This window comes from Candidatus Pseudothioglobus sp. uisw_070 (assembly GCF_059512545.2).
Window position 1 is genome coordinate 196,486 of record NZ_CM183456.2, and the last position, 24,815, is coordinate 221,300.

The following is a 24,815-nucleotide window of genomic DNA, read 5'->3' on the forward strand; positions in this document are numbered from 1 at the left end:
TTTAAGACTTATCCCTCTTATCATTTATAACTGTAACTCGCTGCATATGTCTGAACTCTGGTAAGTAGTCAAAAACTGCATAATGTTGAGTAATTCGATTATCCCAAATAGCAATGGAATTATCTTCCCAGTGAAATCTAACTTGGAATTCAGGTTTTGAAATATGCTGAAATAAGAATTGCAGTATATGATCACTTGGACCTTGACTTTCATTGACAATATTGCGAGTAAAGGATTGATTTACATTTAAATATTTGAGGCCTGAAATGGGGTGAGTCTCAATAACTTTATGAACCGCTGAGCCAACTTTCTTTAGAGCATTATTAACTGAATCGATACCACCTTCTTTGTAAAAGTCATTTCTAAATGTACCCATATCATGAATTGCTTCAAGTTCTTCTAGGTGAGCTTTCCATCCATTTGGAAGCTGATCATATGCTGCACTCATACTCGCCCATAGCGTGTCACCACCAACTTTAGGAACCTTAACGCCATGTAATATACTTGCAAAAGGAGGGTTTGGTTTAAAAGTAAGATCTTTATGCCAATCATTTGTATCTGGCCTATTATTTTCATCATTTTTCAGTAATACAATACTTTGATGCCCCTCAATATGCGGGTAAACAGGGTGACCTGGATCAATTTCGCCAAGACTCTCTGCTAATTTCAGATGGGATTCTGGGGAAATGTTCTGGTCTCTAAAAAAAATAACTTGATGCTTTATGAGTGCGCTGTATATTTGCTCAATGGTCCCACTATTTAAATCCTTATTAAGTGAAACTTTTGAGATTAATGCTCCAATTGAAGGAGTTAGCGGGGTGACTTTCAACATCATTCGATCCGATAGACTTTTAAAGAATTTTATTACAAAACAATCAATAAATATTAATTATTATTTTTTAACCACCATAACAGAATAAATAATTGAAAAAATAGTAATGGAATGACTGATAAAAGAACCACTTCCCAGCTAAAATTAAAAACAAACCAGCCTGCTGAAAGTGCTGCAAAAGCCTGAAGGCCAAAAACTAAAAAATCATTGATTGATTGAACTTTAAACTTTTCATTTTCACTATAGGATCTTGGGAGTAGGTTTGTTCCTCCTATAAATAGGAAGTTCCATCCAAGACCAAGAAAAACTAAAGACCACCAGTAACTGCTAAGAGCATGGCTACTGTATGCAATGAAGACAGAAGCAAAGAAAAATATAACGCCAAGGAGCATCATCCGAGTAAGCCCTAGATATTTAACAATATAAGCTGTAAATAGTGACGGAAGAAACATTGCGATAACGTGAGCTTGAAGAACTGATTTTGTGTGGTGAAGTGAATAGCCATCCATTATATGCATACTGACCGGCGTGGCTGTCATTACAAAGCTCATAACAACATAGCCTGTTGTCGCCGCGCAAACTGCAACTATAAAAGAGCCTTGCTTAATAATTTTAAGCAATGACCTTTTAGAATTATCAATTTGCTGCTTAAACTTTTCAGCTGGTTTAAAGAAGCACATCAATATAAACGCAACAATAAATAAAAGGGAAAGGATGGCGAATGAGCCAACAAAGTCGGTATCAAAATAATTTTTGCCCAAAGTTGCAATTTCCGTGCCAAGAAAAGCAGAAATTAGCCCACCTAGAAGAACAACTGCAGTTGCTTTTGGTCTTTGTTCAGGCTCCACGCTTTCAATTGCTGCAAACCTAAATTGCTGCATAACGGCAACTGTTCCACCTAAACAGAAAGATGCAAAACAAAATAAATAAAATGATTTATTGATGATTGAGAATATACACAGGCCGATTAGAAATATTGTGTAAATGCAAGAGCTCAAAAAAACTTTCTTGCGACCAAAAATTGACATCAGCCGTATGGCTGGAATAATACTTACAGCAGTGCCTACTACAATAGTTGCAACTGGCAAGGTAGATAAACTTTTTAAGGGTGCAAGAACGCTTCCAATAATGCCCGCGACAAATAGCATAAAAACACTAAGAGACATAAAGAGGGCTAAACAGGCAGTTAATATCCAGACATTTTTAGGAAGATTTAACATTGAGCAGTTATCCTGTGAGGTAGAAAAAATTTATTTCTTCTGAGGCCGCTTCCATTTGCTCATCGTTGATTGTTTATTGCGACTCAAGGTAAGCTTATCATCGGGTGCATCTTGAGTGATAGTTGAGCCCGCTCCAATGGTTGCATTTTTTCCGATCGATACTGGGGCAATTAATTGACTATTTGAGCCTATAAATGCTCCATCTCCAATTGTTATTTGACTTTTATTTACACCATCATAATTGCACGTTATTACGCCAGCACCAATATTGACGCCCTTTCCAATTTTACTATCCCCGATGTAACTTAAATGGGATACCTTTGAGTTGTCATCAATTGTTGATTTTTTTACTTCAACAAAATTGCCAATCTTTGCATGACTACCTATTTGAGTTTCAGGACGAATGCGGGCAAAAGGCCCAATACTAGTGTGACTTCCAATAACAGAGCCTTCAATCATTGAATTTGGCATGATGAGCGCATTATCACCGATTTTAGAGTTTTTTATAATGCAGTTTGGCGAAATTAGAACATTTTTTCCTAACCTAACTTCACCTTCAAAAACAACATTTACATCGATAATACAGTCATTTCCAAAAGTTAAATTACCCCGACAATCAAAACGACTAGGGTCTTTAATAGTGAGGCCATTGATCATTAGCTCTTCAGCACTTTTTAACTGGTGAGCCCTTTCAGCCTCGGCTAAGTTATTTTTATCATTTATACCCATTACTTCTGCTGAATTTTCACAAATAAATGAAGCAATAGTAACATTATCTTTGGCTGCTTTTTCAACAATATCAGTAAGATATAGTTCGCCCTGCGAATTATTTGGCTCAAGCTGGCTTAAGTACTTTATTAACAAGGCTCCAGTAATAGCCATAATGCCCGTATTAATTTCATCAATTTCAAGTTCTTCATCATTGGCATCATTTTGCTCAACAATGGATTGAATCGATTTTGAAGAGTCTCTTATGATTCGGCCATAACCTGTAGGGTCATTCTGAATTACTGTTAAAAGAGAAAAACCAGTTTTATTTGCTTTTTCAAGCAACTTTAATAATGTTTGGGTTCGAATTAGAGGGACATCACCATATAGAATAAGACACATTGAGTTTTCTTGAATATTTGGGATTGCCTGCATTACCGCATGCCCAGTTCCAAGTTGATCTTTTTGTAATACCCATGTAATCAGGTTGTTTGATACTGATTTTTTTACTGATTCTGAGCTATGGCCAATGATTACGTTAATCGAACTTGCCAAAGGCATCGCCGCATCAATGACATGCTGAATTAAAGTCTTATTACCTACTTCATGAAGCACTTTAGATATACTTGAGTTCATTCTTGTGCCTTGGCCGGCAGCTAAAATGATTATATTAACGTCATTATTAGTTGATTGGTTTAGCATTAAAAGTATAGTGTTAGATAGAAAAAAATAGTTTGTATAATGTTACACTTTAGAAATTAAGCTAAGTGAAAATGCGTAAAAAATTACTTGCTGAGTTAATTGGAGCTTACATCCTGGTCTTCGCTGGAACTGGCGCTGTGATGATTAATGATATTACTGGATCTCTTGGTCATGTTGGTATAGCGCTCACATTTGGCTTTGTAGTAGTGGCACTAATTTATAGCTTTGCCCATTTATCGGGAGCTCATTTTAATCCTGCTGTGACGATAGCTTTTTGGTCAATAGGGGAATTTGACAGTAAGAAGGTTATTCCATATATTGGTGCCCAGCTTTTTGGTGCGATAGCTGCCAGTGCAAGCCTATATTTTTTACTTAATGAGAACTTTGTCACCATGTCCGAGGTGAGCTATCTTGGCGCGACTCTTCCCAATGGCTCAGTAACTCAAGCCTTTGGATTTGAATTGATTTTGACTTTTATATTAATGATTGTTATTTGCTCTTCTGCGGTTCATGGCAAAGCCACAAAAGATTTTGCGGGACTTGCTATTGGCTTAACGGTTGGTCTTGAGGCAATGTTTGCAGGACCTATAACGGGCGGCAGTATGAATCCAGCTCGAAGTATTGGGCCAGCAGTGATGAGCGGTAATTATGCGCACTTATGGATATATATAGTAGCGACTATCATTGGTGCTGTAATTGCTGCGCAAGTATTTTTAAAGCTTTTTCAATCTGACTCTTAATTAGTGATTATGAAAAAAGTATTGGTTTTGTGTACTGGAAATAGCTGTAGAAGTATTATTGCGGAAGCGCTAATCAATAGTGAGCTTGGTGAGCGAATTGAAGCTTATTCGAGTGGCGTATCTGCCAGCGGCTTAGTAAATCCGAATGCAAAAAAAATATTAGAAGTTAAGAATATATGGAAGGAGGAGTACCACTCTAAAAGATTGGAGACACTCTTGCATATTGATTTTGACCTGGTCATTACAGTTTGTGATAATGCAAGTCAAACTTGTCCTATATTTCCAGGAAAAACAGAGATAGTTCATTTAGGCTTTGATGACCCAGATGGTATGGGTTTTGAAGAATTTGAGACGTGTTATAAGCAGGTCAAAGAGAAACTAATTCCACTGGTAAAATATTTTTTAAATTAGTTACTTTTTTTTAAATTTTTATATAAAATTCGTTTTTTTAGAGGTAGTGATAAGTGGTACTAAATAATTCTTTTTATGGAGATAAATAGTTATGACTAAATCAGGAAATATTACTAGTTTATTTGGAAAGTCGCCAATAAGCCCTTTACAAAAACACATGAAGCAGGTTCATTCCTGTATCAAAGAGTTTGGAGTTTTTGCTAAAGCCGCTCAATCTGAGGACTGGGACAAGGCGCAAGAAGCTCGAGTTTCTATTGGAAATAAAGAGCAAAAGGCTGATAAGCTTAAGAAAAAATTAAGAATGAACTTGCCTAGTACCTTTATGATGCCTTTCTCACGAAGAGATTTGCTTGATGTTCTCTTAATCCAAGACTCTATTGCCAACATTACTAAAGACCTTGCGGGCTTGATGATGACTCGTCATATGGTTTTTCCTAAAGAGTTTGCAGAGGACTTTATAAAGCTTGCTGATCTTTGTATTAAGACTTCAGCTTCTGCACTTGTAGCGATTAATGAACTTGATGAGTTGTTAGAAACAGCGTTTAGTTCTCGTGAACGTAAAATTGTTGCAGAGATGGTCAAAAAAATTAATGTCCTTGAGCATGATACTGATGTAGCTCAGAATGATATTCGTAATAAATTATTTTTGCTCGAATCTGAATTACCCCCTGTAGATGTCATGTTTTATTACCGAGCTATTGAGTGGTTAGGCGAGACCGCTGATGCTGCCCAAAAGGTAGGATCACGTTTTGAAGTAATGTTAACTAAATAACCGGAGCTCTTCATGGAAATTATTGTACAAAATAGTGATATTCTTATCATGCTGGCTATTGGTTTTGGTTTGTTTATGGCTTGGGGTATTGGTGCTAATGATGTTGCAAATGCAATGGGAACATCGGTAGGTTCTGGTGCAATTACATTTAAACAAGCAGTGGTAATTGCAATTATATTTGAGTTCGCTGGAGCAGTTCTTGCAGGTGGTGAGGTTACGGCAACGGTTCGAAAGGGCATCCTTGATTCTGGATCATTTGTATCTAACCCAGAATTACTGGTGTACGGAATGCTTGCTTCACTTTTAGCTGCAGCTACCTGGCTATTGATTGCATCTTCTCTTGGTTGGCCGGTTTCGACAACGCACTCTATTGTAGGGGCGATTGTGGGATTTGGTGCTGTAGGTGTTGGTGTTGATGCTGTAGCTTGGGGCAAGGTCTATGCAATTATAGCGAGTTGGGTCATCTCTCCAATTATTGCTGGAACGTTGGCGATTGTAATTTTTAAGAGCTTGCAGAGTAATATTATCGATACTGAAAAGCCTCTTGAGAATGCTAAAAAATACCTCCCTTTTTATGTGTTTTTTGTTGGTTTCATTATCTCTTTAGTGACACTACTTAAAGGACTTAAACATGTTGAATCCTTAAAACACCTTGGCAAAGATCTACCTACCAGTATGATGATTGCAACTGCAGTGGGAATATTGGCAGCTATTCTTGCAGCTATTATTATTAGGCGTATTAAGATCAATCCCGAAGATGACAGTGACTTTTCATATGCTAATATGGAGAAATTATTTGGTGGACTAATGATTATAACTGCGTGTGCAATGGCATTTGCGCATGGATCAAATGATGTTGCAAACGCAATTGGCCCTTTAGCCGCAGTCTATAGTATTGTTGAATCAGGAGGGCAGATCGTCTCTAAGAGTGTCTTACCTTCATGGATATTACTAGTAGGAGGAGGAGGCATTGTCTTTGGTCTGACAACTTTTGGTTACAGGGTAATGAAGACAATTGGAAAAAGCATTACGGAGCTTACGCCTAGTCGTGGTTTTGCTGCTGAACTTGCTGCAGCAACAACTGTTGTTTTTGCCTCCTATACTGGCCTTCCAGTCTCTACTACGCAGGTATTGGTGGGAGCTGTACTTGGTGTGGGTATAGCAAGAGGCCTTGCTTCACTTAACTTGAGGGTTATTAACCGAATTTTTCTTTCTTGGATTATCACACTTCCAGCTGGCGCCATAATGTCGATTTTATTTTTCTTTATGTTAAAAGGTATTTTTGGCTCGTCATAATCTAATGAAGTTTAGTAAAATGTTTAATAATAAAACTATAAGTAGAGATTAATTATGACTTTAGAAGAGGTCCAGAAAAAACTTGAACTAGGAATAGAGCAATCTGAAGTCACTATGGAGGGTGATGGTTGTAATTGCTCTGCTGTAATTGTTTCACCTATTTTTGAAGGGCTATCTTTATTGCAAAGGCAGAGAGCAGTTTTAGCGGTTGTTAAAGAAGAGATAAAGAGCGGTGAGCTTCATGCATTAAGTGTTAAAACATTTACCCCTGCAGAGAGATAGTATATAATTCACGTTCTTTTAAATTTGAAGATATAAAGTTATGCAAACAGACATTCATCCTTCTTACGATACTATTAAAGTTGTGTGCAGTTGTGGTAATTCATTTGAAACACGCTCAACTTCGGGTAAAGACGAACTTCATCTTGATGTTTGTTCAAGTTGTCACCCTTTTTATACAGGTAAGCAAAAAATTATGGATACTGCTGGACGTGTTGAGAAATTTAAGTCACGTTACGGCGCATTCAAGCGTTAAATATTAATTGATTCACTCTAAAGGCCACAAATGTGGCTTTTTTTGTGTCAGAAGCAAAGCAAAATAAATCTCTACAATGATTATAATCAACCTTTTACTGGGAAAAAATAATGGCATTTGACTACATTAATGCGTTACTAAAAAAAGAAGTATCGCGTACTCCAATTTGGGTGATGAGGCAAGCAGGCAGATACTTGCCAGAGTACCGTGCCACAAGAAAAATAGCTGGTGATTTTTTAACTTTATGTAAGTCAAGTGATCTGGCGTGTGAAGTTACCCTTCAGCCCCTTGAGCGTTTTGATCTTGATGCGGCAATTCTTTTTTCTGACATATTAACTATTCCTGACGCTATGGGGTTGGGGCTTCATTTTGTTGAGGGAGAGGGGCCAAAATTTACTAATCCTCTTCACACGCTCAGCAGCATTGAACACTTAACCAAGCCAGATGTTGGAACTGAGCTTAATTACGTTAGTGAAGCAGTTTCTGTAATCAAGAAAAACCTTAAAGGCAGAGTTCCATTAATAGGCTTTACGGGAAGTCCATGGACATTAGCAACATATATGGTTGAGGGCGGAACTAGTAAATCTTTTTCAAAGGTAAAGGGCTTGATGTATGAAAACCCAAGGCACATGCACCAACTACTTGATGTTCTGGCTGATACTGTAATAGACTATCTAAATTCTCAAATTGAAGCTGGTGCGGATTCAGTAATGATTTTTGACACTTGGGGTGGGCTTCTAAGTAAGGGTAGTTATGAAAATTTTTCATTAAGATACATGTCAAAAATTGTGGATGGGATTCACCGTAGCTATGAAGGTAGAACGATTCCAGTGACACTTTTCACTAAAGGCGGCGCTGCATGGCTCGAGCAAATTGCTGCAACTGGATGCGATGCAGTGGGTATTGATTGGACAATTGAGCTTGGTGAGGCGGAAAGGAGAGTGGGCTCAAAAGTAGCATTACAGGGTAATCTTGATCCATCAGTGCTTTATGCATCACCTGATGTAATCAAGGCTGAAGCTTTCAAAGTTCTTGACCAATTCAAAGGGAAAACTGGGCATGTTTTTAATCTTGGGCATGGGATTACTCCTGATGTTAACCCAGAAAGTATGAAAGTTTTAGTGGATGCAGTTCACTCATACCCTACCAAAACTAAATAATCCAAATCACATGGACATTAAATTGAGTTTAACTTTGTCTATGTTAAAATTTAATTAAAAAATAGGATTAATAATCATGTCACGAATCTTAAATATTTTCAAACAACTCGAAGCTAAGAACAAGACTGCCTTTATTCCATTTATCACTGCTGGTGATAGTGGCCTGGATAACTCAGAGGCATTGGTTTTTACTTTGGCAGATAATGGTGCAGATATTATTGAGTTAGGAATGCCCTTTTCAGATCCAATGGCTGATGGGCCAGTAATTGCAAAATCACATGAGAGGGCGGTTGCAGACGGCGTCAACTTGCATGATGTTTTTGCAATAGTTGAGAGGTTTAGAGAGCATAACCAGTCAACTGGCATCGTCTTAATGGGTTATACAAATCCAATTGAGGTTTTTGGCTATAAAGAATTTGCGCTTAGAGCTCATGAAGCTGGAGTAGATGGAATTTTGGTTGTTGATATGCCTCCAGAAGAGGTCCATGATCTTAAGGAAGAGCTCGATAAGCTTGATATTGATCTTATCTTTTTAGTCGCTCCAACAACGACAGATGAACGCTTACAATATATTGCAGAAATGGCTACTGGCTACATATACTTTGTATCATTGAAGGGCGTAACAGGCGCAGGAAATCTCGATGTTGCATCGGTTAATCATCACTTAGAAAGAATGAGAAATTATTTTAAATTACCACTGGGAGTTGGCTTTGGAATAAGTAATGCTGAAGTTGCGAAACAAGTTGGCGAGAATGCTGACGCAGTAATTGTTGGCAGTGCGCTAGTTTCAATTATTGAAGAATTGTCCAGTGACAAAGATACAATGATTACTAAGGTTGGGAATCTGGCAAAGGAAATCTCAAATGCTATTAATTAATTTACAAATACTATGAGTTGGTTAGAAAAAATTATGCCATCTATTGGCATAAATATCAAAAAAAATATTCCAGAAGGAATTTGGAGTAAGTGCCCAGAGTGTAGGCGAGTTCTTTATCAAGAGGAACTTGAGCGTCTTCACTATGTTTGTCCAAAGTGTGACCATCATTTAAGAATATCTGCAAGAAAACGTATAGAGGGATTTCTGGATATTGAGCAGCAACTTGAGATTGCTGCTAATATTGAGTCTGTAGATCCACTTAAGTTTAAAGATCAAAAAAAATACAAAGATCGTTATCATGATGCCCAAAAAAAGACCAAGGAAAAAGATGCGTTAGTTGTTAAAACTGGAGTGTTAAAAGGGATGCCAATTGTTGTTGCAGCTTTTGATTTTAGTTTTATGGGCGGATCAATGGGGTCAGTTGTTGGTGAAAAATTTGTAAGAGCTGCGAATATTGCTATTGAAAACCGACATCCTTTTGTTTGTTTTTCTGCAAGTGGCGGCGCTAGAATGCAAGAAGGCCTTTTTTCTCTAATGCAAATGTCAAAAACTTCGCTTGCTGTTAAATTATTAGCTGATAATAAAATCCCATTTATCTCAGTCTTAACTGATCCAACTATGGGGGGTGTTTCAGCTAGCTTAGCAATGCTAGGCGATATTCAGATTGCTGAGCCCAATGCAAGAATAGGTTTTGCAGGAGCTAGAGTTGTTGAACAAACGGTTCGAGAAGAGTTACCAGAAGGATTTCAAAGAAGTGAATTTTTACTTGAGAAGGGTGCTATTGATATGATAGTGCATAGGTCAGACTTACGTCAAAAAGTTTTTCAGATCCTCTCCGCACTTCACCTCAATTACAAAAAATAATATTAATATTTTTTTAAATGAATCAATCGGATAAATTTTGAAGATATTTTTGGCTAATCCACGAGGCTTTTGTGCTGGCGTTGATCGTGCTATCGAGATAGTCGAGCGCGCAATTGAAAAACATGGTTCACCGATTTATGTCCGTCATGAGGTCGTTCATAATAAATTTGTTGTAAGTAATCTAAAAAAGAAAGGCGCAATTTTTGTTGATGAGATTAATGAAGTTCCAAAGGGAAGTGTTGTAATTTTTAGTGCGCACGGAGTATCACAAGCCGTAAGAAAAAATGCTGCTGAGATTTCAGATATTATTTATGATGCAACTTGTCCGCTAGTAACGAAAGTTCATAAAGAAATCACCAGGCGGCAAAAACAAAATCATCAAGTTATTTTGATTGGCCATGCCGGTCATCCAGAGGTTGAGGGAACCTTAGGACAGTCAAATGCATCTAGCCGCATTACTTTAGTAGAGTCAATTAAAGACATTAAAGATCTAGAGTTGTCTAAAGATTTGGACATTTCCTATACAACACAGACCACTTTATCGGTTGACGATACCCAAGAGATTGTTGACTCTCTTAAAGCTAAATTTCCAAAAATTCAAGCACCTAAAAAAAGTGATATTTGTTATGCAACTCAAAATCGTCAGGACTCAGTCAAGTCTATGATTAAAAATTCAGAAATGCTCCTTGTTATTGGTTCAAAAAACTCTTCTAACTCGAACCGACTTAAAGAGATTGCAGAAAATGAAGGGAAGCCTGCTTATTTAATTGATGGAGCAACTGATATTCAAAATGATTGGCTGAATGGTATTACTTCTATTGGAGTTACAGCTGGCGCATCAGCTCCAGAAGTTCTAGTTCAGGCAGTGGTGTCTTATCTGATGATGAATGGTGGTAGTGAAATTATTGAAGTAAGTGGTGCTAGGGAGTCTGTAAATTTTCCAGTTCCTGAGGCACTTAGAGTCTAAAAGTATTAATTAAATTAATAGAAATGTAGGAATTTGAACTTATGAAAAAATATGGTATTTATGGAATTGGCGCTGCAATAGTTGATACTGAAGTTATTGTCAGTGACTCATTTTTAAGTGAAAATGATATTGGCAAAGGATTGATGACTCTTGTTGACGAAAAACGACAAAAATACTTAATGGATGAGCTGACTAGTCAAAGCGTGGCTGTTAAAAGGAGCTGTGGAGGGTCTGCATGCAATTCAGTTGTAGCGGCAAGTAGATTTGGATCCTCAGCTTTCTTTTCTGGCAAAGTTGCAAATGATGATGAGGGTATTTTTTTTGTTAAAGATTTAAATCGTGCGGGCGTGGATTTTCATCAAGTTGATCCTTCTAGTGGAGTTACTGGTAAATGTTTGGTAATGATTAGTCCGGATGCAGAGCGAACCATGAATACTTATTTAGGCGCTAGCCTAGAGCTTTCATATCGCGAAGTTGATGAAGGGGCTTTAGCATCTTCAGAATGGCTATATATTGAAGGCTATGTTGTGACTGATGATGAAAGAACAGATGTTGCAAGAGATGCTATGATTTATGCTAAGAAGAGCGGGGTTAAAACTTCATTGAGTCTTTCTGATCCATTTGTTGTTGAGGTTTTTTCGGACAACATAAGAACAATTATTGGTGACGACGGTGTGGATTTAATTTTTTGTAATGGTGATGAAGCTAGGAGTTTTACTGGAACGCATACAGTAGAAGCGGCTGCTGAAGAATTAAAGAAACATGCTAAAACCTTTGCTATTACAAGAGGTGCAGGCGGGTCATTAGTTTTTGATGGAACTAATATGATTCATACTCCAGGTGTTCTTGCAAGTGCAGTTGATACGAATGGTGCTGGTGATATGTTTGCTGGTTCTTTTTTATATGCACTAGGTCTTGGTAAGGACTTTTCTTGGGCTGCTGAGTTTGCTAATGCTGCTTCGTCGAGGGTAGTTAGTCAATTTGGACCAAGAATAAGGGTGATTGAATATATTAGCCTTAAGCAACAATTTAATATTCAATAATAAAATAGTAAGGTAAGGGTTTAGAGTTAAAAAATGAAGCTTTAATTCTGGACTATTAGATGTTAGGTTATTGGTTCTATTAAGTGGTAACTTATAACTCATTTTAATCTATAATTTTCGTCAAGGGGCTAAGTTACTTGAGGAACATAAAATGAAAAAAGCAGTCAGTAGGTTATTTCAGTTAAGAAAAGCGTTAGATGAATGTGAAAAAGAATTTGGATTAGGTGAGTTTTCAGATGTCGAAAGAGCGGTTTTTTCTTTCATCACTTCTAATTCTAATGTAACAATTACTGCAATAAAAAATGATCCATACTTCTCTAAGTATTCATTATCAACTATAAAACGCGCAGTTTTATTTCTAACTTCTAACGGTGTAGTTAGTGCAAATCAATCTTCATCTGATAAGCGTGAGATGATATTAATATTTGCAAACTAAATTACACAGTCCTCTCTAAGAGACTAAGTAAGAGGCTTCCTTCGACCCTTGATAATTTTGTTGGCTTAACAAAGTAATCATATTCTGATTTGATTACATAGGTTGATTTTATAAGTCTGATGTAAGTTTTTTACAGACTCTAAACTTGGATAAAACTATGAAAGAGCTTAGTGACAAATATTTTCTTGAAAATTCTATTATTGTTAATAAGACATTAATCTAGTGCAAAGCAAATTAACAGAGTTTCTATCTCAAAATTCTATTACTTTTTTAATAATTGTTTTAGCAACATTTATTAATGGTCAGGCCCACATTATTGGCAATATTGTTTGGCTCCCCATAGGAGCAGTAACTTTATGCTATCTTTTATTTGGATTTAGAGTTTTTATTGCGACTTTTTTGGCTATAACACTTTCATCTATTTGGTTTCATAGCTCTGAAATTAATGGCATTAATTGGTTGCATCTTGTGGGGACATTCTCACCTCTATTAGCAATTTCTAGTATGAAATTTTTTAAATTATCAAATTTTTTTGATGGCGACAGGTTGGTTTTTCAACACTTACTTTTTTTAGCAATATTAACTGCTCTTTACAACACACTTATGAAATTTTTTATTTATACATATATCTCTTTAAATGATAAAGATGAATTGTCAATTAACGCTGTTCATTTCATAAAAAATTATTTGATTGGCGATATTTTAGGTTCTCTAATTGTTTTATTTTTTGCGGCCTTAGTGGTTGTTCCAGGGATACGATACTTGGCGCCTCACCTTATACCCAAGGAAGATAAATTGCGGTAGATTGTAATTTTTTACCAATAACAAAACATTAAACTAGCCTGTCTATTAATATACTTGCGCTTCTAATTCGAGAAAAGTCAGCTTCCATAGTTTCATTAGAAATTAGAGTGTTTTGATTTTTTAATTGAAACTGCTGTGGTTTCGTTTGAATTAAATTAATAATTTTTGATGTGTCGATGCTATTTTTTTCATTTAAAGTAATTTCTAGCTTCTCATCATAGATATTAATCTTAAGAATGCCTATTTCCATCGATTGTATTTTTAATGAGGTCGATTCAAATAAGTTATTAGTTTGATCTGGGAGGAGGCCAAAGCGATCAATCATTTCTATTTTTAGATCTTTTAATTCGTCATCATTTCCAGCACTTGCAATTCGTTTGTAGAGAATTAATCTCTCATGGACGTCTGGTAGATAAGTATCAGGAATGATGCAAGCAATTCCTGAATTAATTTCAACTTCTTCAACTAATGCATCTTTAATATCAAATTTGGTATTGTTTTTTATTGCTTGAATGGTGCGCTTTAATAAGTCATGATATAAATTAAACCCAATTTCTGATATTTTACCGCTTTGATTTTCTCCCAAAAGATCTCCAGCGCCCCTAATCTCAAGGTCATGATTTGCTAGCATAAATCCGGCTCCAAGCTCTTCTAGTGAAGCTATGGCATCTAGTCGTTTTTTTGCATTTGCTGTAATTGACTGGTGAGACTTGATTATAAGATAAGCGTATGCCTTATGATGAGATCTGCCAACCCTGCCTCGAAGTTGATGGAGCTGGGCAAGCCCAAAGTTTTGTGCATTATTGATAATAATTGTATTAGCGCTTGGAATATCAATTCCAGTTTCAATAATTGTAGTGCAAACTAAAAGCTGAAAGCGCTGATGATAAAAATCGGCCATTATTTGCTCAAGCTCTTTGCTTGGCATTTGGCCGTGCGCAATTCGAACTTTTAGATTTGGCATCAGGTTGCTCAAAGATTCTGCCATATTATCAATTGTATCAATATCGTTATGAACAACAAAAATTTGCCCACCTCGATGCAACTCACGAGAGCATGCTTCTTTGATAGTATCTTTATCCCATTCATCAACAAAGGTCTGTATTGCTGTTCTTTTAGCTGGAGGAGTAGCAATAATTGACATTTCTCGAAGTGAGCCTAACGCCATGTTTAGTGATCTAGGAATAGGTGTTGCAGTCATGGTCAATATATCACTTTGACCGCGGATTTTTTTAAGTGCTTCTTTTTGCTTTACTCCAAATCGATGTTCTTCGTCAATAATAATCAAACCTAAGTTATGATATTTAATAGTTCCTTGGATCAGTTTATGAGTCCCAATAATAATGTCAATCTTTCCATCATTAAGATGAGATTTAATTTCATTTTGTTCTTTTGTGTTTTGAAATCTTGAAAGAGATTTAATTACAATTGGAAATTTGGAGAAGCGGTCATTAAAAGTTTGTTCATGTTGGTTAGCTAAAAGTGTCGTAGGAACAAGAATTGCAACTTGCTTGCCAGATTCAACAGCTATAAAAGCAGCTCTCATTGCAATTTCAGTTTTACCAAACCCAACATCTCCGCAGACTAGTCTATCCATTGGTCTTTCAGATTGCATATCTAAAAGAACATCATCCATTGTTTTTAGTTGATCTGGTGTTTCCTCAAATGGGAAACTGGATACAAAAGAGCTATAAGAGTCATTTGGCGCTGGATAAGCAAATCCTTTTTGAGATTGACGCTTTGCATAAATTTCTAATAGTTCAGCGGCAACATCATAAAGTGCTTCTGCTGCCTTTCTTTTTGCTTTGGTCCACTGCTGACTTCCTAGCTTATGAAGGGGGGCATTATCTGAACTTGCACCAGAGTATCTAGAGATAAGGTTAAGCGCTGCAATGGGAACCATTAGTACTGAGCCATTTGCATACTCAAGTGACAGAAAATCTTGTTGATTACCATCAAAACTTCGACTTTTAAGTCCTAAATATCGGCCAACACCATAATGCTCATGAACCACAGGATCGCCTAATTGGATCTCAACAAGACTTTTAATTGCCTCATCAAAATCTTTATGTTTTGCTCTTCGTCTTCTCCGCTGTTTTACAGCATCTTTTCCAAACAAATTATTTTCAGTAATAATTGCAATCTTCTCAAAAAGAACGCCTTCACTCAGGCTTGCATTAGTAATGCAGAGCCCATTATTTTGACTATGAAAGTCACTCCAATGAGAGCAGTCGTTTACTTTAAGTTGATGAGTGGAAAGTAGATCAGTGAGAACACTTTGCCTGCCTTCTGATTCACAAACGATTAATACTTGCCCATCAAAATTTTCAATGAAGTTAATTAACTTATTAAGTGGCTTTTTTGTTTGAGCTTCTATTTTAAGTGGGGGTAGGATAGAAGATGAGAAGTTATAGCCTTCTTCTTTTTCTATTTTTGAGCTTTGTATTTGTATTTGTTTTTTATCTGAAAGTTTTTTGAAAAATCTTTCAGTATTTAAAAATACTTTATTAATTTCTAGAGGGAGTCTTTCTAGTGAACCTTTACAATATTCAAAACGCTCTAATAATTCTTTAGCTTGAAGCTCCATCGCTTCGTTAAGTCCTTTTTGATAAAAGATTACAGGCTCACCCAAAATATAATCAAATAGAGTTTCAGTTTTTTTAAAAAATAAAGGTAAATAAAATTCTATTCCACCTGGATAACGTCCTTCACTAACTTCGCTATAAATGAATCCATCAGTATTTCCAAATTCAGATAAATAGTTATCTTTAAAGATTGAAATACTGTCACTATCTGTTGCAAATTCTCGAGCAGGCAGTAATTTGATTTCTTTAATAATTTCAATTGACCTCTGCGAAGATGTATCAAAAGATCTGATTGAATCTATCTCATTATCAAATAGGTCAATTCGATATGGATTTTTAGTTCCCATTGGGTACAAATCAATTAGGGCGCCCTTAATGCAAAACTCACCTTGCTCCATTACAGTTGTAACTCTGCGATATCCTATTTTTATAAGACTTTCAGAAAATGACTTAATCTCAAGATTTTGATTAGTTTTTAGGTGAAGGCTATATATTTCAATATAATTTTTTGGACATAATCTTTGAGATAACGTCTCAAGTGTTGTTATTACGATGCCAGACTTAAGGGAGGGCAGTTTTGAAAGTGTCTCTAACCTCGATGAGACAATATCTGGATGTGGCGAAAAATGGTCAAAAGCCAAAACCTCCCAACTTGAAAATTCTAATATTTCTAAAGAGGTGTTAAAAAAATTGAGTGCTTTTCTAACCTCATCATAATGAGTAATATCTTTTGCAATATAGAGCACTACTTGCTTTTGAGATTCAGCAAATTCAATAAGCGCTAGTGCTTCAGAGGAGCCATAGAGAGATCCCCAATAATTTTTTAAGCCAGATGAGAAAGGCTTAAATTCTTCTGAATATAAAATGCTCATAAGATATGAACATTTTCCTTAGCTAGCATTTTAATAAGTTGGATTGTTGGCAGTCCAATTAGGCTGTTAGGGTCATTGCCCTCCATACTACTAAATAATGCAATTCCTAGTCCTTCAGACTTGAAACTACCAGCACAATTAAGAACATCTTCTTTATTTAGGTAGGACAAAATTTGATTATCAGAAAGTTGTTTAAAGGTAACTTTGAAAAGCTCAACATGAGTTTGAATTTTTAAGGTTTCAGTATTTAAGAGAACCAATCCAGTAAGAAATGTAATAGTTTTTCCAGAGCTTTTCTTTAGCTGCAAAAAAGCATTCTCATGACTACCTGGCTTTGTAAAAATTTCATCATCTTCATTATTTCCATTACCAAGGGTAGCTACCTGATCTGATGCAATAATCAAACCTGAATGAGATTTGGCTACCTCTAGAGCCTTTTCTTTAGATAAGCGATTAACTAAATTAAAAGGAGATTCTCCATTTTTTCTTCTTTCATTAATGTTTGGCGCTGCTGTTTTAAAGTCAATACGAAGCTTCTCTAAAATAGCTTTTCTAAATGGCGATGATGAGGCTAGAATGAGTGACACTAGAAGTTTAAAAATTGTAAAATATTCTAATATTTTACTTCAATCAGGCAGAATTTATGAGCTTATCAATAGTAGTCGCAATGGATGAAAATCGTCTGATTGGTAAAGACAATAAGTTGCCATGGCATCTTCCTGCAGATCTTGCTTATTTTAAAAAAATTACTACGGGAAAGTCAATTGTAATGGGTCGAAAAACATATGACTCTATTGGTAGGCCTTTACCAAATCGTCGTAATATTGTAATTTCTCGAAATTTAAAAACTTTAATCACAGGCTGTGAAGTTTTATCTAGCATTGATGATGTCCTCACAATCACTGAAGATGAAGATGAGGTAATGATCATTGGGGGTGCAAGTCTTTGCGAGCAATTATTGCCCCAAGTTAGTAGACTTTATATTACAAAGATTGAAGGTAAATTTGATGGGGATATCTATTTTCCAGAATATGATGAGTTCGATTGGCACCAGGTTAGCTGTGAGTCCCATCTTCCTGATGCATCGAATCAGCATGCTTATCACTTTCTCGTCTTAGAGAGGCAATCATGAAAAATATTATTTTATTTGGTTTAATAGCTTTGTACCTATCAGGCTGCGTTTTTACTAAAGTTGTTACTGTTCCTATGAGGGTTACTGGAGCAGTTGTATCTGTAATACCAATAGTTGGCGATGGAGTAAATAGTGTCTTGGGCGCAAGCGCTGATGTAATCGACGCAATACCTATTTAACTTGCTTGAAGTAACTGCTTACTTTTGGCCGCTAGAACTTCTTTTAAAGCTTTTGGCATTACTTTGACAAAATGAGTTATTTCTTCATTCCAATTGCTGAGTATTTTTTCAGCTATTTTTGAGCCAGTCAATTCGAAATGATTGGTTATAAATTCAAATAACTCTGAAGTGGATTCTTTATCCATTGGATCAAAGTCTATCGTAGATTCATTAGACCTCCCCTTAAGAGTTAGGTTAGGATTATATACAAAGGCTATTCCGCCGCTCATCCCGGCGCCAAAGTTACGACCAACTTCGCCCAGTATTACTGCGCGCCCACCTGTCATATATTCACAACCATGGTCGCCAATTCCTTCAACAACAGCAATCAGTCCAGAGTTTCTGACACAGAAACGCTCTGAAACCTGACCTGATAAATACATTTCACCTCCAGTAGCACCATATCCACACACATTTCCAGCAATAATTTCATTATGCGCTAAGTAGGTGGAATCTTTTGGTGGATAAATAACAATCCGACCACCAGACAGGCCCTTACCAACATAATCGTTAGCATCACCCTCAATTGATAGAGTTACTCCATTTGCAAGAAAGGCACCAAAAGACTGACCAGCAGAGCCTTTAAAATCAATATCTATTGAGCCATCTTTTAGATTATTACCATTTCTAGTTTTGACAATATGTGAGGAAAGCATAGCGCCAACAGCTCTGTCAACATTAGAAATGTTTGATTTAAATTTAACTTTACCATTACCTTCAATAGCCTTTTTTGATTTAGCAATTAAATCATGATCCAGTTGTTCATTGAGTTGATGGTCTTGTTTTATAGTTTGATAGGTGCCCGCATTCCTATATTGATTATCAGCAGGTGTTAATATCTTACTAAGATCAATTGAGTCTTGCTTCCAGTGATTTATTGCTTTGTTCATCTCAAGCACATCAACTCGGCCAACCATGTCAGTTAGTTTTTTAAACCCAAGTTCCGCCATAATAATCCGTAAATCCTCTGCCACCATAAACAAGTAATTAACGACATGTTCTGGCTTACCAGTAAACTTTTTACGTAAGACTTTGTCTTGAGTTGCAATGCCAACTGGACAAGTATTGAGATGGCATTTCCGCATCATAATGCAGCCTAATGTTATAAGTGGTGCTGTAGAAAAACCAAACTCTTCAGCCCCTAATAATGCAGCTATTGCAACATCTCTACCTGTCTTTAGTTGCCCATCAGTTTGAATAACTACTCTTGAGCGCAAATCATTCATTACCAGTGTTTGGTGAGTTTCAGCAACGCCTAGCTCCCAAGGAAGTCCTGCATGTTTAATTGAGGTTAACGGAGATGCGCCAGTTCCACCATCATGTCCAGCAATAACAATATGATCTGATTTTGCTTTAGTTACTCCTGCAGCAACAGTTCCTACACCAACTTCAGAAACTAGCTTGACACTAATTCGAGCTGCAGGATTAGATCTTTTAAGATCAAAAATAAGTTGTGATAAATCTTCAATAGAATAAATATCATGATGCGGTGGTGGGCTAATTAGGCCAACACCCGCAGTTGAGCAGCGTATTTTGGCAATAAAATCATCCACCTTACCACCAGGAAGTTCCCCACCTTCACCAGGTTTGGCGCCCTGTGAAACCTTAATTTGGAGTTCATCAGCATTATTTAGGTAGTCAATGGTAACACCAAATCGACCAGAGGCCACTTGCTTGATCGCGCTTCGCCTAGAGTCTCCATTGGCATCTGGAGTCCAGCGATTTGGGTCTTCTCCACCCTCACCAGTATTTGATTTACCACCTATTTGATTCATAGCAATTGCAAGAGATTCATGGGATTCTGGAGATATTGAGCCCAAGCTCATTGCTCCTGTAACAAATCTTTTGACAATCTCTTTTGCTGATTCAACTTTATCAATATCAATTGAGGTGCCTGATTTAAATGACATGAGCCCTCTAAGAGTGCAATTTCTAGTGCCCTCTTCATTAGATTTTTTAGCAAATTCCCAGTAAGCATGTTGATCATTACTTCTAGCAGCCTGCTGCAAGCTTGTAATAGTTTCTGGCTCCCACATATGTTTTTCACCACCACTTCGCCAAGCATAATGACCAAGATTATTGAGAGAGTTAGAGAGAAATGCTTTTTTATGTTGCTGTTCAGATTCAGTTTGAATGACGTCAAATCCAACACCACTAATGCGACTCGCCGTTTCGAAAAAGCATTTATGCATGACCTCATCAGATAAACCAACAGCCTCAAAGATTTGAGCGCCCTTATAGGAAGCAAGTGTTGAAATGCCCATTTTAGCCATCACTTTGAGCATTCCCTTTGCTATTGCCTTACGATATGCACTGACTATAGCCTCATCATTTTCTAGATTTACTAAGTTATCTCTTCTTGCCTGCCATAAGGCTTCAAAAGCTAGGTAAGGATTAATAGCATCTGCACCAAAGCCCGTCAATAGGCAGAAGTGATGAACTTCTCTAGCCTCACCAGTTTCAACAATTATTCCAACTTGAGTTCGCTTATGGGTGGCCACTAAATGCCGGTGAACTGCAGAAGATGCTAGGAGTGCGCTTACAGCATTTCGCTGAGAGTCAATTTTTCTATCAGATAATACGACAAGGCTATGACCATCATTAATAGCTTGGGTGCTTTGTACGCAAATTGAGTCAAGCATTTTACTTAGGCTCTGGCCTTCGTTTATGTCATAGGTGATATCAATTGTTTTACTTGTCCATCCTCGATGATTGCACTCTTTGAGTGAGGATATTTCTTCATTTGTTAGAATTGGGTGATCAATGATTAATCGGTTTGCATTTTCAGCTTTATTAGTAAGTAAATTTCCTTCAGGGCCAATTGAGCAGCTTAAGGACATCACAACTTCTTCACGAATTGAGTCAATAGCTGGATTAGTAACCTGAGCAAAAAGCTGTTTAAAGTAGTCATAAATTATTCTTGACTGATCTGAAAGGCACGCAAGTGCCGAGTCATTGCCCATTGATCCAACTGGGTCTCTCAGCTCAGTTACAAGAGGCAGTAGCATAAACTTAAGAGTTTCAGTGCTATAACCAAAGGCTTGTAAGCGGTTGATAAGTGTATCTGGAAAAAAACCTTTTTCACTAGTATTGGTTTTTAAATCAGATAGAGATATTTGTTGCTCTTTTAGCCAATCACCATAAGGGTTTTTAGATGCAAAGCTATTTTTAATCTCATCATCATCAACTAACCTGCCTTTTTCAAAATCAACAAGAAACATTTTTCCAGGTCTGAGGCGGCCCTTTGTTTTAACATTATTAGTTGCAACATCTACAACACCTACTTCAGATGCCATAATCACACGATCATCATGCGTTAGATAATAACGTGACGGTCGAAGACCATTTCTATCAAGAACAGCTCCAATATACCTTCCATCTGTAAAGGCAATAGACGCTGGACCATCCCAAGGCTCCATTACATTTGAGAAATACTCATAAAAAGCTTTTTTCTCTTGACTCATTTCTGTGTCATTTTGCCAAGCTTCTGGAACCATCATTAATACCGCTTCCTGAAGAGATCTTCCATTCATTAATAGAAATTCTAGAACATTATCAAAGCTACCAGAGTCAGAAACTTCAGTTTCAATTATGGGTAACGTTTTTGATAAATTATCTCCAAAAATCTCACTTTCTAAGACTCCTTCACGAGCCCTCATCCAGTTGAAGTTACCTTGACGAGTATTAATTTCACCATTATGGGCCATAAACCTGCAAGGCTGTGCACGATCCCATGAAGGGAATGTGTTGGTTGAGAAGCGTGAGTGAACCATTGCTAAATAGGTGCTGAATTTCTTATCATTTAGATCTGGATAAAAGTCTAATAGCTGCGAGCCCATTAGCATGCCTTTATAAATAATTACCCTAGTAGAAAGACTACAAATATAAAAAAGCAATGCTTGAGAAAGTGACTCATCGGTCCGAATAATCTTCGAGACATTTTTTCGAATAATATAAAGAACCGCTTCAAAAGCCTCTGAACTGATATTCTCTGAGTTACCAATAATAAGTTGTTTCATTACTGGCTGTGAGTTACGAGCTGTATCTCCTACATTTGCTTTATCAGAGTCAACAGGAACATCACGCCAACCAATTAAAGTTTGCCCTTCGTCCTTTATAACTTTTTCAATGACTGAAATACAATGTTTACTTTCTTTATTATCTTGAGGTAGAAAAACATTACCAACACCATAACTTCCAGCATTCACTTCAATGCCAAATAGCGTTTTAATTTCCTCAGAAAAAAATTCGTGAGGTATATTGGTTAAGATTCCAGCACCATCACCAGTATTTGCCTCACAGCCACACGCACCACGATGGTCCATACGAGAGAGCATTTCTAATGCATCTTTCGTAATTTTATGAGAAGAATGACTCTTGACGTTGGCAATAAAACCAACACCACAATTCTCCTTCTCATTATTAGGATGGTAAAGTCCTCGAGCCTTTGGGAGGTGTAATTGTTTATTTTTCATGGAAACTGAATGTAAAAATGAAAATATATAATACCTTATTTTAGCTGATTTTTAAACTTCAAATTTGCCTACTTATATTGTTATAGTGGGGATATTAAGGTAGAATATTTTTATTTTATTACTAATATGTTAGCAATTATTTCACCTTCAAAAACGCAAGATTTTTCTCAATGTGATGTTGATTTTTATTCTCAAACTCGTAACTTAGATAACTCCAGTGAGCTGGTTAGCATTTTAAAAAAGAAAAGCCAATCTCAAATTTCTAAACTGATGTCATTAAGTGAGAAATTATCTAAGTTGAATTTTGATCGCTTTCAAAAGTTTAAACTGCCGTTCAATCGAGAAAATGCAAAGCAAGCAATACTTGCTTTTAAAGGAGACGTTTACAACGGAATTGATGCCCCAGCTTTGTCAACTGATGATCTTAATTTTGCGCAAGACAGTGTTCGAATGCTTTCTGGCCTTTATGGCGTTATAAGGCCACTTGACCTAATACAACCTTATCGTTTAGAGATGGGAACTAAGCTTTCTAACTCTAAAGGCAAGGATCTTTATGAGTATTGGGGAACAGAGATTAGTGATGTCCTCAATGAGGATGAGTCTGAACTTATAGTAAATCTTTCATCCAATGAATACTTCAAAGCTGTAGATAAAAAAACACTAAATGCGAATGTTTTGGATATTGTGTTTAAGGAAAAAAAAGGGGAAGTATACAAAGTTATAGGTATTTATGCAAAGCGCGCAAGAGGCTTGATGGTGAATTACATTATACGAAATCGATTGAAGAGTCCAGAGGGACTAAAAGATTTTGTCGATGAAGGTTATAGATTCGATAAAGAACTTTCTAGTGACTCTTCTTGGGTTTATCTCAGAGACTAAAGCCCACAATATTTGTAAAACTATTTAAAGTGCCTCTGATTCCTTTGACTGGTATTATTTCCAGTCTTTTACTGTGTAAAAACTACTAATGATTAAAGTATATACTTCGCACTCTTGCTTTTACTGCACAAGGGCAAAAAACTATCTCGATAATCTTGATATTGAATATGAAACGCTCAACATTCAAGAAGACAAAGATGCGCGAGACTTTTTTGTTAAATCTGGCTTTAGAACTGTCCCTCAAATTTTTGTAAATGATAAGCTCTTATGTAAGGGCGGGTCTGATGGATTAGCACAAATGAGCAAAGAAGATATTCATAATAAAGTTTTTGAGATTACTGGTTCACGCATTTAAATATCTCTAATTCCAGCGACGCCTTGGGCGCCTATACTTAAAGCTTTTTCAACTAGATTTTTCTTCATCCCGCCAAGTAAAAAAACTGGCAAATTACACTTTTCAATAATGCCAGAGGCATCTTCCCATCCTAAAGGTATAGAGTCAGGATGAGTCAGTGTCTTTTCTATTGGTGACAAGCTGATGTAATCAGCAGAAATATTCTCTGCGTGCAGGGCCTCATCAATGTTATGGGTTGATGCGCCAATTAGTTTTTCTTCAATAACTGGCCTTTCTTTTAATGACATTAGCTCCAAACTCGTTAGGTGCCAGCCATCACAAGGTTCATTAAAGGTTTTGTTTGGTGCATTTAGGATAAGTTTTGCCTGATTTTTTTTACAGAGCCTGTTTATTTTTTTTATGTAAGTATGATCAAGATGAGTCTTACTTCTTAGTTGTATAAATTTAACCCCATTAGTTAACTGTTTTTTACATTCGTTAATGACTATATCAGATTGATGATTATCAGGCGTAATCCAATAAAATTTTGGAAGTGAAAATTTATGAATAATTCTCCACATAGTTGGAAGTAATTTGAAATTTTTGAATTTATCTGCACTACTCCAAGTAATTTCTTGTCCTTCAGACCCTAATGGTTCACTAAGATAATTATCAACACTATAAACCGATAAATTGATGGTTTTTTCAGGATAGATATGCTGAATCTTTTGAACTAACTTACAGTCTTTAACGGTAATTCCTGTTTCTTCAAAAAGTTCTCTTTTGATTGCGCTGAGGTGATCTTCTCCTGGCTCTACTTTTCCGCCAGGAAGCTCCCAATAGCCCGCCATAAATTGATTTTTTTGACGCTTAGCAATAAATACCTCATTATTACTATTGTGTATTATCCCGACAACTACTTCAATAATGGTATTTTTATAAAGCACGATTTT

At 36.5% G+C, this 24,815-nt stretch carries 24 protein-coding genes; 17 read left to right on the forward strand and 7 right to left on the reverse strand.

What is annotated here, in order from left to right; translation table 11 throughout:
- Window position 1: 1 nt before the first annotated feature.
- The 3 genes from AC5YGD_RS00915 to glmU are packed head-to-tail and all read right to left on the reverse strand — an operon-like array spanning window position 2 to window position 3,462.
- Window positions 2-835 carry a TauD/TfdA dioxygenase family protein gene (locus AC5YGD_RS00915; RefSeq protein ID WP_502319133.1) on the reverse strand — a complete coding sequence of 278 codons (834 nt, stop codon included), beginning with the start codon at window positions 833-835 and terminating at the stop codon, window positions 2-4.
- 50 nt (window positions 836-885) lie between these two features.
- A complete protein-coding gene (locus AC5YGD_RS00920; protein WP_496141686.1) occupies window positions 886-2,052 on the reverse strand; it encodes an MFS transporter in 1,167 nt (388 codons plus the stop codon).
- Between the two features lie 30 nt (window positions 2,053-2,082).
- A complete protein-coding gene (glmU, locus tag AC5YGD_RS00925) occupies window positions 2,083-3,462 on the reverse strand; it encodes a bifunctional UDP-N-acetylglucosamine diphosphorylase/glucosamine-1-phosphate N-acetyltransferase GlmU (RefSeq protein WP_496141687.1) in 1,380 nt (459 codons plus the stop codon).
- A 71-nt stretch (window positions 3,463-3,533) separates the two neighbouring features.
- Here glmU and AC5YGD_RS00930 point away from each other — a divergent pair, with 71 nt between their 5' ends.
- The 13 genes from AC5YGD_RS00930 (at window position 3,534) to AC5YGD_RS00990 (ending at window position 13,367) form a co-directional block, all read left to right on the forward strand.
- Window positions 3,534-4,202 (forward strand): MIP family channel protein, encoded by a 669-nt coding sequence (locus AC5YGD_RS00930; protein ID WP_496141688.1) that lies wholly within the window; start codon window positions 3,534-3,536, stop codon window positions 4,200-4,202.
- Between the two features lie 6 nt (window positions 4,203-4,208).
- Window positions 4,209-4,613, forward strand: a complete 405-nt coding sequence (locus AC5YGD_RS00935) for an arsenate reductase/protein-tyrosine-phosphatase family protein (protein ID WP_496142380.1) — start codon at window positions 4,209-4,211, stop codon at window positions 4,611-4,613.
- A gap of 91 nt (window positions 4,614-4,704) precedes the next feature.
- Complete coding sequence (locus AC5YGD_RS00940; RefSeq protein ID WP_271537243.1) at window positions 4,705-5,385, forward strand: TIGR00153 family protein; 681 nt, start codon at window positions 4,705-4,707, stop codon at window positions 5,383-5,385.
- Between the two features lie 12 nt (window positions 5,386-5,397).
- Window positions 5,398-6,681, forward strand: a complete 1,284-nt coding sequence (locus tag AC5YGD_RS00945) for an inorganic phosphate transporter (protein WP_496141689.1) — start codon at window positions 5,398-5,400, stop codon at window positions 6,679-6,681.
- 54 nt (window positions 6,682-6,735) lie between these two features.
- On the forward strand, window positions 6,736-6,963 hold the full coding sequence (locus AC5YGD_RS00950; protein WP_416678278.1) for a BolA family protein: 228 nt from the start codon (window positions 6,736-6,738) through the stop codon (window positions 6,961-6,963).
- Window positions 6,964-7,003: 40 nt separating this feature from the next.
- On the forward strand, window positions 7,004-7,216 hold the full coding sequence (gene rpmE, locus AC5YGD_RS00955) for a 50S ribosomal protein L31 (RefSeq protein ID WP_271537236.1): 213 nt from the start codon (window positions 7,004-7,006) through the stop codon (window positions 7,214-7,216).
- Between the two features lie 110 nt (window positions 7,217-7,326).
- Window positions 7,327-8,376 (forward strand): uroporphyrinogen decarboxylase, encoded by a 1,050-nt coding sequence (gene hemE, locus AC5YGD_RS00960; protein WP_496141690.1) that lies wholly within the window; start codon window positions 7,327-7,329, stop codon window positions 8,374-8,376.
- Window positions 8,377-8,452: 76 nt separating this feature from the next.
- Window positions 8,453-9,253, forward strand: a complete 801-nt coding sequence (gene trpA / locus AC5YGD_RS00965) for a tryptophan synthase subunit alpha (RefSeq protein WP_496141691.1) — start codon at window positions 8,453-8,455, stop codon at window positions 9,251-9,253.
- A 12-nt stretch (window positions 9,254-9,265) separates the two neighbouring features.
- Window positions 9,266-10,117, forward strand: coding sequence for an acetyl-CoA carboxylase, carboxyltransferase subunit beta (gene accD, locus AC5YGD_RS00970; RefSeq protein WP_496141692.1), 852 nt, complete (start codon window positions 9,266-9,268; stop codon window positions 10,115-10,117).
- A gap of 37 nt (window positions 10,118-10,154) precedes the next feature.
- Window positions 10,155-11,084, forward strand: coding sequence for a 4-hydroxy-3-methylbut-2-enyl diphosphate reductase (ispH, locus tag AC5YGD_RS00975; protein ID WP_496141693.1), 930 nt, complete (start codon window positions 10,155-10,157; stop codon window positions 11,082-11,084).
- A gap of 41 nt (window positions 11,085-11,125) precedes the next feature.
- Window positions 11,126-12,127 carry a PfkB family carbohydrate kinase gene (locus AC5YGD_RS00980; protein WP_496141694.1) on the forward strand — a complete coding sequence of 334 codons (1,002 nt, stop codon included), beginning with the start codon at window positions 11,126-11,128 and terminating at the stop codon, window positions 12,125-12,127.
- A gap of 151 nt (window positions 12,128-12,278) precedes the next feature.
- Window positions 12,279-12,563: a hypothetical protein gene (locus AC5YGD_RS00985; protein WP_496141695.1), complete on the forward strand. Its 285-nt coding sequence runs from the start codon at window positions 12,279-12,281 to the stop codon at window positions 12,561-12,563.
- A gap of 222 nt (window positions 12,564-12,785) precedes the next feature.
- Window positions 12,786-13,367, forward strand: a complete 582-nt coding sequence (locus tag AC5YGD_RS00990; protein WP_496141696.1) for a hypothetical protein — start codon at window positions 12,786-12,788, stop codon at window positions 13,365-13,367.
- Between the two features lie 28 nt (window positions 13,368-13,395).
- Here AC5YGD_RS00990 and mfd read toward each other — a convergent pair whose 3' ends face one another.
- The gene (gene mfd, locus AC5YGD_RS00995) at window positions 13,396-16,824 is read right to left on the reverse strand and encodes a transcription-repair coupling factor (RefSeq protein ID WP_496141697.1); all 3,429 of its coding nucleotides are present in this window, start codon (window positions 16,822-16,824) and stop codon (window positions 13,396-13,398) included.
- Window positions 16,821-17,411: a Maf family nucleotide pyrophosphatase gene (locus tag AC5YGD_RS01000; protein ID WP_496141698.1), complete on the reverse strand. Its 591-nt coding sequence runs from the start codon at window positions 17,409-17,411 to the stop codon at window positions 16,821-16,823. The genes mfd and AC5YGD_RS01000 overlap by 4 nt, the downstream gene beginning before the upstream one ends.
- Before the next feature lie 56 nt (window positions 17,412-17,467).
- Here AC5YGD_RS01000 and folA point away from each other — a divergent pair, with 56 nt between their 5' ends.
- Window positions 17,468-17,956 (forward strand): type 3 dihydrofolate reductase, encoded by a 489-nt coding sequence (gene folA, locus AC5YGD_RS01005; protein ID WP_496141700.1) that lies wholly within the window; start codon window positions 17,468-17,470, stop codon window positions 17,954-17,956.
- Entirely contained in the window at window positions 17,953-18,135 is a 183-nt protein-coding gene (locus AC5YGD_RS01010) for a DUF6726 family protein (protein WP_496141701.1), read from the forward strand. Before folA ends, AC5YGD_RS01010 begins: the two co-directional genes overlap by 4 nt.
- Here AC5YGD_RS01010 and gltB read toward each other — a convergent pair.
- The gene (gene gltB, locus AC5YGD_RS01015; RefSeq protein WP_496141702.1) at window positions 18,132-22,649 is read right to left on the reverse strand and encodes a glutamate synthase large subunit; all 4,518 of its coding nucleotides are present in this window, start codon (window positions 22,647-22,649) and stop codon (window positions 18,132-18,134) included. The two genes, AC5YGD_RS01010 and gltB, sit on opposite strands and share 4 nt — an antisense overlap.
- Window positions 22,650-22,775: 126 nt before the next feature.
- Between gltB and yaaA the strand changes: the two genes are divergently transcribed.
- A complete protein-coding gene (yaaA, locus tag AC5YGD_RS01020) occupies window positions 22,776-23,528 on the forward strand; it encodes a peroxide stress protein YaaA (protein ID WP_416695737.1) in 753 nt (250 codons plus the stop codon).
- An 88-nt stretch (window positions 23,529-23,616) separates the two neighbouring features.
- A complete protein-coding gene (locus tag AC5YGD_RS01025) occupies window positions 23,617-23,883 on the forward strand; it encodes a glutaredoxin family protein (protein WP_271537209.1) in 267 nt (88 codons plus the stop codon).
- Here AC5YGD_RS01025 and AC5YGD_RS01030 read toward each other — a convergent pair.
- Complete coding sequence (locus tag AC5YGD_RS01030; protein ID WP_496141704.1) at window positions 23,880-24,809, reverse strand: Nudix family hydrolase; 930 nt, start codon at window positions 24,807-24,809, stop codon at window positions 23,880-23,882. The genes AC5YGD_RS01025 and AC5YGD_RS01030 overlap by 4 nt on opposite strands.
- Between the last annotated feature and the right edge of the window lie 6 nt (window positions 24,810-24,815).

Coding starts and splice junctions, on each gene's coding strand:
- mfd (WP_496141697.1), bottom strand. CDS start 16,824: ATGAGCATTTTATATTCAGAAGAATTTAAGCCTTTCTCATCTGGCTTA.
- yaaA (WP_416695737.1), top strand. CDS start 22,776: ATGTTAGCAATTATTTCACCTTCAAAAACGCAAGATTTTTCTCAATGT.
- rpmE (WP_271537236.1), top strand. CDS start 7,004: ATGCAAACAGACATTCATCCTTCTTACGATACTATTAAAGTTGTGTGC.
- AC5YGD_RS00950 (WP_416678278.1), top strand. CDS start 6,736: ATGACTTTAGAAGAGGTCCAGAAAAAACTTGAACTAGGAATAGAGCAA.
- accD (WP_496141692.1), top strand. CDS start 9,266: ATGAGTTGGTTAGAAAAAATTATGCCATCTATTGGCATAAATATCAAA.
- folA (WP_496141700.1), top strand. CDS start 17,468: ATGAGCTTATCAATAGTAGTCGCAATGGATGAAAATCGTCTGATTGGT.
- gltB (WP_496141702.1), bottom strand. CDS start 22,649: ATGAAAAATAAACAATTACACCTCCCAAAGGCTCGAGGACTTTACCAT.
- AC5YGD_RS01010 (WP_496141701.1), top strand. CDS start 17,953: ATGAAAAATATTATTTTATTTGGTTTAATAGCTTTGTACCTATCAGGC.
- AC5YGD_RS00945 (WP_496141689.1), top strand. CDS start 5,398: ATGGAAATTATTGTACAAAATAGTGATATTCTTATCATGCTGGCTATT.
- trpA (WP_496141691.1), top strand. CDS start 8,453: ATGTCACGAATCTTAAATATTTTCAAACAACTCGAAGCTAAGAACAAG.
- AC5YGD_RS00985 (WP_496141695.1), top strand. CDS start 12,279: ATGAAAAAAGCAGTCAGTAGGTTATTTCAGTTAAGAAAAGCGTTAGAT.
- AC5YGD_RS00930 (WP_496141688.1), top strand. CDS start 3,534: ATGCGTAAAAAATTACTTGCTGAGTTAATTGGAGCTTACATCCTGGTC.
- AC5YGD_RS00940 (WP_271537243.1), top strand. CDS start 4,705: ATGACTAAATCAGGAAATATTACTAGTTTATTTGGAAAGTCGCCAATA.
- AC5YGD_RS00915 (WP_502319133.1), bottom strand. CDS start 835: ATGATGTTGAAAGTCACCCCGCTAACTCCTTCAATTGGAGCATTAATC.
- AC5YGD_RS01025 (WP_271537209.1), top strand. CDS start 23,617: ATGATTAAAGTATATACTTCGCACTCTTGCTTTTACTGCACAAGGGCA.
- hemE (WP_496141690.1), top strand. CDS start 7,327: ATGGCATTTGACTACATTAATGCGTTACTAAAAAAAGAAGTATCGCGT.
- glmU (WP_496141687.1), bottom strand. CDS start 3,462: ATGCTAAACCAATCAACTAATAATGACGTTAATATAATCATTTTAGCT.
- AC5YGD_RS00980 (WP_496141694.1), top strand. CDS start 11,126: ATGAAAAAATATGGTATTTATGGAATTGGCGCTGCAATAGTTGATACT.
- AC5YGD_RS00920 (WP_496141686.1), bottom strand. CDS start 2,052: ATGTTAAATCTTCCTAAAAATGTCTGGATATTAACTGCCTGTTTAGCC.